Raw genomic sequence first — 8,184 nt, forward strand, 5'->3', positions numbered from 1 at the left:
AATCAGCTTTAAGCTTGGAAGAATTGGGAATCATTTGTGTAACCCCAACCATATAATTCCCCATTCCAGAAAATGAACCGTCTGGTTTCCACATTTTTGTATTGTAAGGCGTCATAAAAAATCCGGTTTCCACTTGTGGTGGCATCCAACTTTTAGCTCCATTTGCAGCAGCATCCATACTTTGAATTTCGGCATCATACATTTTTAATTGTGGATTATTAGTTTTGATAATTTCCAAAACTTCGTCCAACGAAAGTGTTTGAGCAGCAACATTTAAATTACCTAATATCAAACAACAAATTCCTATATAATATTTAATGTTTCGCATTGATAATATCTATTTTACCTTTTGTTTTCAATTCTCGAAGTTTAACCATTTCGAAAACAACTGGTGTTATTAATAATACATAAATGGTAGAAGTTATGGTTCCGCCGATGAGTGGAACAGTGATAGGAATCATAATATCTGCTCCAGTTCCTGTTGACCAAAGAATTGGGATTAAACCAAACAAAGCCACTGAAACCGTCATTAATTTTGGCCGTAGCCTTTTTGCTGAACCTTCAATAATGTAATGTCTCAAAATTTCTTCGGTGATTATGTCACTACTGTTACCATATTTTTTGACCATTTTATTCATCGAATCATTCAGATAAATGGTGATTAGCATCGTAGTTTCAACGGCTAAACCAAACAACGCAATAAAACCGACTGCTACTGCCACAGACAAATTAATTCCGTAAAAATAGACCATAAAAACTCCGCCAATCAAGGCAAATGGAACCGTTATCATTGTAATCATAGCTTCTTTCATCGAATTATAAGTGAAGTATAATATGATAAAAATGAGAAGTATAACTATGGGTAATATCATACTCAAAGTTCTATCCGCTCGAATTTGATTTTCCCATTGCCCACTCCATTCCACATAATATCCTTTGGGCATTTTGGTCATCATTGTGTTCAATTTTTTCTGTGCTTCCTGAACCGTACTTCCTAAATCACGATCTCGGACATTAAACAAAACACTTCCGCGAAGCATTGCATTTTCGCTATTGATCATTGGAGGACCGTCGCTTATTTTTACATCGGCAACAGTTTCTAATGGAATTGGACCAAATTGCATCGTTTGAACTTGAAGTTTTTTCAAGGCTTCGATGCTATTTCTATATTCTTGAGCATAACGTGCATTTACAGAAAAACGTTGTCTACCTTCGATAGTTGTGGTAAGTTTCATTCCACCAATAGAAGCTTCGACTACATTATTAATATCGTCAACAGTCAATCCGTATCTTCCGATTACTTCTCTTTTTGCAACAATATCAATGTATTTTCCTCCTGTAATAGGTTCTGCATACAAATCTTTAACTCCAGCAGTTCCGTCAAGAACTCTTTTGATTTTTTGTGATAAAACATTTATCGTATCTAAACTAGCTCCGTAAATTTTTATTCCAACATCAGTTCGAATTCCAGTCGAAAGCATATTAATCCGATTGATGATAGGTTGAGTAAAACCGTTAGTCACCCCAGGAATTTGGAGTTTGTTATTAATTTCTGTTACAATATCATTTTTCGTTTTGCCTTCTCGCCACTCATTGCGGGGTTTCAGCAAAATAATCGTTTCAATCATACTAATTGGACTGTTGTCTGTAGCCGTGTTAGCCCTTCCCGCTTTCCCTAAAACATTAGTAACTTCGGGAATAGATTTGATTAATTTATCCTGAACTTGTAATATCCTTTTTACTTCAGAATTAGAAACATCTGGCAAGGTTACTGGCATAAACAAAATGGAGCCTTCATCTAATGGAGGCATAAATTCCGAACCCAATTGCGTAAACATCAAGCCTCCAATAAGCAAAGCAGCAATATTGATTCCCAATAACGACTTTCTCCATTTTAAACAATAAGTCAAAATTGGAGTATAAATGCTTTCCAGTTTTCTGTTGATTGGATTTTTATTTTCTGGTCGAAGTTTGCCTTTAAGTAAATAGCTAATCAAAACCGGTGTGAGAGTGATGGCAAAAAAAGCATCGACAATCAATATAAATGATTTGGTCCAAGCGAGCGGACTAAACAATTTTCCTTCCATTCCCGTTAAAAGAAAAACTGGCAAAAAGGAAGCAATTATAACCAGCGTTGAATAAAAAACACCTGGACCAACTAACTTAGAAGATTCCTCAATTATTTGGAGCCTTTCTTCTTTAGACAAAGGGTCGTGTTCTTTTTTGAATCTATTTTTGAATAAATTTTTCATTTTAAATTGTTGGATTATTCGATTCCTCCTGTTTTTCTGAAATACTTCGATAGGCGTTTTCGACCATAACGATTCCATCATCAACAATGACTCCTATTGCCAAAGCAATTCCTGTAAGTGACATAATATTGGATGAAATACTGAAAGACTGAAGCAAAATAAAACTTACGGCAATTGAAACAGGAATCTGGATGAGAATTACTAAAGCACTTCGCCAATGGAATAGAAAAAGTAACACGATGATAGAAACTGCAATCATCTCTTCAATTAAAGTTCCCTTTACGGATTCGATGGCTTTTTCTATTAAATCACTTCTGTCGTACGAAGTTTTAAAAGTAACACCTTCAGGCAATCCTTTTTCGACTTCTTTCATTTTCAATTTTACTGCTTTGATAACTTTGTCAGCATTTTCGCCATAGCGCATTACCACAATTCCACCAACAACTTCACCAGTTCCATTATAATCGAAAATTCCTAAACGTAAATCACCTCCCATTTGTACGGAACCAATATCGCTAACTTTCACGGGAACTGAATTATAGTTTTTTATAGCGATATCTTCTACATCCTTGATGTTTTTGATATAACCCAAACCTCTAACAATATAGGACATATTGCTCATCTCGAATTTTCGTCCACCCACATCGTTATTACTTGTCTTCACGGCATTCATCACTTCCATAATGCTAATATTGTAATATTGCATTTTTAAAGGATCAAGAACCAATTGGTATTGTTTTTCAAATCCTCCAAAAGAAGCTACTTCAGCAACACCAGGAACAGTTTGTAACGCAAATTTCACATACCAATCTTGAATCGCTCGTTGCTCTCCTAAATCCATTCCCTTGGCATCTAAATGATACCAGAAAACGTGTCCAACTCCAGTGCCATCAGGACCTAATGTAGGCACTACATTTTGTGGCAATAAACGTTGTGCATAATTTAATCGTTCCAATACTCGAGTTCTTGCCCAATAAGGATCTACATTATCTTCAAAAATGATATAAACAAAACTCATCCCAAACATTGACGAAGCCCGAATATTTTTGATTTTCGGAATTCCTTGCAGGTTGGAAACCAAAGGATAAGTTACTTGATCTTCAATAACCTGTGGACTTCTTCCCATCCATTCAGTGAAAACTATGACTTGATTCTCGGATAAATCTGGAATGGCATCAATGGGATTTTGTTGTACACTGTATATTCCCCAACCAAATAAGCAAGCGGAAATAAGTAAAACAACGGCTCGATTTCGTAGTGAGAATGATATTAATTTTTCTACCATAATGCTCTGATTTTATTCCTATTTAATAAATTAATTATGGATAAATAGAACACTAAATTTATTTGTTTTTTACTTCAACGTTCAATTTCATACCGCATTTTGGGCATTTATCATCCAACTTTCCGTGAACTTCTGGATGCATTGGACAAGAGTAAACTTTTGAATTTTCGTGCATCATTTTAGAATTATTATCCATCATAGTCGAATCGTGTTGCATCATTGTTGAATCATTCATCATCATTGTTGAATCGTTTTCCATCATTGGAGTTCCAACTGTTTCTACTTGTTTGTTTTTTTGGTTACAAGAAACCAATACGAACGCCAATACAATGGCTAAAAAGAATATATTTTTCATTTTTAAAATTTTTAAATTGATTTTGAAATCACTGATATTGACCTATTTAATCCAATGGATGTAAATAAATCATTGTGAATTTTAAGTTTTTTCCATAAAGAATATCTAATCATACAAAATTGTGAATCAATTTTAGTTTGAAAAAGACGGATTTATGAATGCAAAAATGAAGTTTTAGCCTATTTTAGGAATAAGCCAGATTGAAGAAAAACCAGAAGAAAGATTGGTTTTTAAATTATGAAATTTTTGTTTTTTAACAGAATAAACAAAATTACTTTTGAAGTTAATTCCTCCAAAAAAAACTACACTATAATGAACTGAAGTTGTTGTACAATTGGAATTTTTGCATTTCCCATCACAACTTTTTTCGTTTTTTTCTTTATTTTGCTTGTGTTTCTTACAGCAATCCTTATTATTTTCTTTTGAATTTTCTTTAGCACAACAACACTTTTCTGTTTTTTCAGAATTAGTTCCACACGCAAAAGTTGATGTTGGAATCAAAAAGATACCAAGCACAACTATGAGTAATATTATATGAAACTTTTTTGTCATTTGTTTAATTTCTATTTACAAATTTATGAAATTATTTCCTTTAATCATCATAAAATTATATTAAGACAAATCTTTACTTAAAAAAAAAGACATCATTTCAAAAATAAATTAAGGAAATAATAAACTAAGGCAGCTAATATGGCAGAAATTGGAATGGTCAAAACCCAAGCCCAAATTAAACTTACCGTCACTCCCCAACGTACCGCTGAAACACGTTTCGTTAATCCAACTCCAATTATAGAACCTGTAATAGTATGAGTTGTACTAACTGGAATTTTTAAATGTTCCGTGAAATATAAAGTTAATGCACCTGCTGTTTCCGCAGCAACTCCCTCAAAAGCAGTAACTTTGGTTATTTTTGTTCCCATTGTTTTTACAATTTTCCAACCACCACTTAAAGTTCCTGCAGCAATCACGGTATAACAAGCCAAAGGTATCCATTGTGGTATTTGACCTGCAATTTCAGAACCATCTGCCCCTTTTGAAGGCAGGACAACATGAAGCCATGATGGCAAACTTTCCATAGCAACTCCACTAGTGTTTATATAAACAACAACAGCTGCTGCAATAATCCCCATTACTTTTTGAGAATCATTTCCACCGTGACCTAAACTAAAAGAAGCAGATGACAATAACTGCATTTTCCTAAGCCAGGCGGTCGATTGAACTTGATTTAGTTCGCTAAAAAACAAACAGAAAAAACTAATAGATAATAGAATAAATGCAACTAAAAACCATTTAATATTATGTGGTTCGCAAACCACACTCCAAAAAACGGAATCAAAACGAGGTTTTTTAATGTCATAAGAAATCTTGTTTGAAATAAACCAAACAGTCAAAATAATTATGCCAATAGTAAATAATTTTGGAATAATACCTTTTTTGGAAGAATGTAAAAGCCAAATTGATAAAAGATAAGAAACAATTAATCCAACAAGTGGTGCTAAAACAATAAAAGAAATAATTATCAAAACACCCGAAGGCATTCCACCATCTTTTCCTGGTGAATACCAATTTACAATATCAAAACCCAAATGATGTAAGCTAGCATGAGCAATTGCTGCTCCAGCAAAACCACCAATTAATGTATGTGAAGAACTTGAAGGAATTCCTTGCCACCAAGTAATTAAATTCCAAATTATAGCTGCAATAACTCCAGCAAGGATTACTGTTAAATTAATTTGACTTGAATCCGCAGTTTTTGCTACACTATCAGCAACTCCAAAACCAAAGACCCAATAAGCTAAGAAATTAAAAAAAGCAGCCCAAAGTACAGCTTGAAATGGAGAAAGTACTTTTGTGGCAACAACGGTTGCGATTGCATTAGCCGCATCGTGAAAACCATTAATATAATCAAAAAGCAATGATAATACTATAATTGAAATAAGTAGAGTGAATTCCATGAAAATAATTTCAAATGAAGTAAATAGATTTATGAATTTTTTACCGAAATAGATTCTAAAACACTGGCCACTCCTTTACATTTATCAGTTGCAGTTTCTAAAACTGATAATACTTCTTTGTATTTGATAATGTTTTTTGCATCAGTCTCGTTCTCAAAAATATCGGCAACCGCTTTATTGTAAACATCATCTGATTTGGCTTCTAGCTTATTGATTTTCACACAAGCCGAAGTTATATTTTTAATTTTTTTCAAATCTTTTAATTCGCTTACTGCGATTTCAATATTCTGACAAGCTTCAAGATTAATTTCTGTCAATTTTCTAATTGATTTTGTAATCTTGTCCACTTGATATAATTTCATTCTACTGGATGCTCCGTGAAGATTATCAGCCACATTGTCGATTGAAGTAATTAAAGAGTGAATATCTTCTCTATCAAAAGGTGTGATAAAATTTCTACTCAATTCAAGATTAGTTTGACGTGTAATATCCTCGCCTTTCTGTTCCAGTTCATCAATTTTCTTGAAAAGTTCATTTCTTTCTTTCAATGGAAGATTAACTGCTTCGTGTAAAATAGAAGCTAATTGAACTAAATTGTTGGATGCTTCTTCAAAAAGTGGAAAGAATTTTTTGTCCTTTGGGACCAAAAATTGAAAAATACTATTTATTGACATTTTATTAGTTTATATATTTTAACAAATTTACTTTTTTATTTTATTCGATGTTAAGAAATTATTAACAAATCTTCTTCTATTTGAAAACTATTCAAAAAAGAAACCGTTTTTTCAATATCATAATGCAAAATCCGATCTTCTTTTACCAATGGAACTTCCTCACGATAAGATTTCAAAAACATTTCTATAAAATCACTCGACTCCAAAGGTCTTCTATATTCAATAGCTTGAGAAGCATTCATCAATTCAATGGCAAGAATTCGCTCTAAGTTTTCCATAACCTTCAAAGCCTTTGTAGCAGCATTGGCACCCATACTCACGTGGTCTTCTTGTCCATTGCTCGATACAATACTGTCAACACTTGCTGGTGTAGCCAATTGCTTGTTTTGACTCGCGATGCTTGCTGCAGTGTATTGTGGAATCATTAAACCTGAATTTAAACCGGGATTATCAACTAAAAAGGCTGGAAGATTTCTCAAACCTGATATCAATTGATAGGTTCTTCTTTCTGAAATACTTCCCAATTCGGCTAAAGCAATTGCCATAAAATCTAAAGCTAAAGCCAATGGTTGCCCGTGAAAATTACCTCCAGAAATAATCTGGTCGCTTTCGATAAATATATTGGGGTTATCAGTTACCGAATTAATTTCGGTCTTGAAAACTTTTCGAACATAATCAATTGCATCTTTTGATGCGCCGTGAACTTGCGGAATACATCGAAAAGAATATGGATCCTGAACGTGTTTTTTTTCTTGACTTATAATTTCACTTCCTTCGAGAAAATCTTTTACGCGATTCGCAGTTACAATTTGTCCTTTATGTGGGCGAATAAAATGAATTAATTCGTGAAAAGGTTCAATTCTTCCATCAAAACCTTCCAAAGAAATGGTTCCAATTAAATCTGCCAAATAAGAAAACTTGTTCGCTTTCATCAAAATATGTGCTCCATAAGCACTCATAAATTGTGTTCCGTTTAATAAAGCCAAACCTTCTTTAGATTTTAAAACAATTGGCTCCCAATTGAAATGCTTCAAAACTTCTTTAGAATCCACTTTTTTGCCTTCAAAAAACACTTCACCTTCACCCAATAACGGTAAAGACAAATGAGCCAAAGGAGCTAAATCTCCCGAAGCGCCAAGTGAACCTTGAGTATAAATTATGGGTAAAATATCATTATTGTAAAAATCAATCAATCGTTCTACCGTTTGCAATTGAATTCCGGAATGACCATAACTCAACGATTGTATTTTAAGTAACAACATTAGTTTTACAATCTCGTTAGGAACTTCGTCTCCTGTCCCACAAGAATGCGATTTTACTAGATTTTCCTGGAGTTTCGAAAGGTTTTCATTCGAAATTTTCACGTTACAAAGAGAGCCAAAACCAGTATTAATTCCATAAATAGGTTTCAAATGGGAAGCCATTTTTTTGTCAAGGTAATCCCTGCATTTTTGGATATTTATCTTGGCTTCATCAGACAATGCTAAAGGTTTATAATGCGAAATAATTTCTTGTAAAGTTTCTAAAGAAAGTACTTCGGTACTTATATAATGAGTATTGTCCATTTAGTTTTGGCTTTTGAGGGGTCAAAATTCAATAAATCAATATTGAAAAACAAGATTTTAAAGGTAAAATATTTAATATTCTTTTTTTAGCACTATGT

General features: G+C 33.2%; 8 protein-coding genes. All 8 read right to left on the minus strand.

Annotated features, from left to right (window positions below; translation table 11 throughout):
- Positions 1-328, minus strand: a 328-nt coding sequence (locus PHC28_RS12090) for a TolC family protein (RefSeq protein WP_300100683.1), incomplete at its 3' end; no start/stop codon positions are given.
- Positions 315-2,252 (minus strand): efflux RND transporter permease subunit, encoded by a 1,938-nt coding sequence (locus tag PHC28_RS12095; protein WP_300100686.1) that lies wholly within the window; start codon positions 2,250-2,252, stop codon positions 315-317. The genes PHC28_RS12090 and PHC28_RS12095, both read right to left, overlap by 14 nt.
- Before the next feature lies 1 nt (position 2,253).
- On the minus strand, positions 2,254-3,537 hold the full coding sequence (locus PHC28_RS12100) for an efflux RND transporter permease subunit (RefSeq protein WP_300100689.1): 1,284 nt from the start codon (positions 3,535-3,537) through the stop codon (positions 2,254-2,256).
- A gap of 58 nt (positions 3,538-3,595) precedes the next feature.
- Complete coding sequence (locus PHC28_RS12105; protein WP_300100692.1) at positions 3,596-3,892, minus strand: heavy metal-binding domain-containing protein; 297 nt, start codon at positions 3,890-3,892, stop codon at positions 3,596-3,598.
- 174 nt (positions 3,893-4,066) lie between these two features.
- Positions 4,067-4,444 (minus strand): hypothetical protein, encoded by a 378-nt coding sequence (locus tag PHC28_RS12110; RefSeq protein ID WP_300100694.1) that lies wholly within the window; start codon positions 4,442-4,444, stop codon positions 4,067-4,069.
- 92 nt (positions 4,445-4,536) lie between these two features.
- A complete protein-coding gene (locus tag PHC28_RS12115; RefSeq protein WP_300100696.1) occupies positions 4,537-5,847 on the minus strand; it encodes an inorganic phosphate transporter in 1,311 nt (436 codons plus the stop codon).
- 29 nt (positions 5,848-5,876) lie between these two features.
- Positions 5,877-6,521 carry a DUF47 domain-containing protein gene (locus PHC28_RS12120; RefSeq protein ID WP_300100700.1) on the minus strand — a complete coding sequence of 215 codons (645 nt, stop codon included), beginning with the start codon at positions 6,519-6,521 and terminating at the stop codon, positions 5,877-5,879.
- Positions 6,522-6,571: 50 nt separating this feature from the next.
- A complete protein-coding gene (hutH, locus tag PHC28_RS12125; protein WP_300100703.1) occupies positions 6,572-8,086 on the minus strand; it encodes a histidine ammonia-lyase in 1,515 nt (504 codons plus the stop codon).
- Positions 8,087-8,184: the final 98 nt, after the last annotated feature.

The sequence above is a fragment of the Flavobacterium sp. genome (assembly GCF_028712645.1).
Lineage (GTDB): Bacteria > Bacteroidota > Bacteroidia > Flavobacteriales > Flavobacteriaceae > Flavobacterium.

Excerpts from the sequence above, each read along its gene's own strand:
- PHC28_RS12100 (WP_300100689.1), bottom strand. The coding sequence starts at position 3,537 with ATGGTAGAAAAATTAATATCATTCTCACTACGAAATCGAGCCGTTGTT.
- PHC28_RS12110 (WP_300100694.1), bottom strand. The coding sequence starts at position 4,444 with ATGACAAAAAAGTTTCATATAATATTACTCATAGTTGTGCTTGGTATC.
- PHC28_RS12105 (WP_300100692.1), bottom strand. The coding sequence starts at position 3,892 with ATGAAAAATATATTCTTTTTAGCCATTGTATTGGCGTTCGTATTGGTT.
- PHC28_RS12120 (WP_300100700.1), bottom strand. The coding sequence starts at position 6,521 with ATGTCAATAAATAGTATTTTTCAATTTTTGGTCCCAAAGGACAAAAAA.
- PHC28_RS12095 (WP_300100686.1), bottom strand. The coding sequence starts at position 2,252 with ATGAAAAATTTATTCAAAAATAGATTCAAAAAAGAACACGACCCTTTG.
- PHC28_RS12115 (WP_300100696.1), bottom strand. The coding sequence starts at position 5,847 with ATGGAATTCACTCTACTTATTTCAATTATAGTATTATCATTGCTTTTT.
- hutH (WP_300100703.1), bottom strand. The coding sequence starts at position 8,086 with ATGGACAATACTCATTATATAAGTACCGAAGTACTTTCTTTAGAAACT.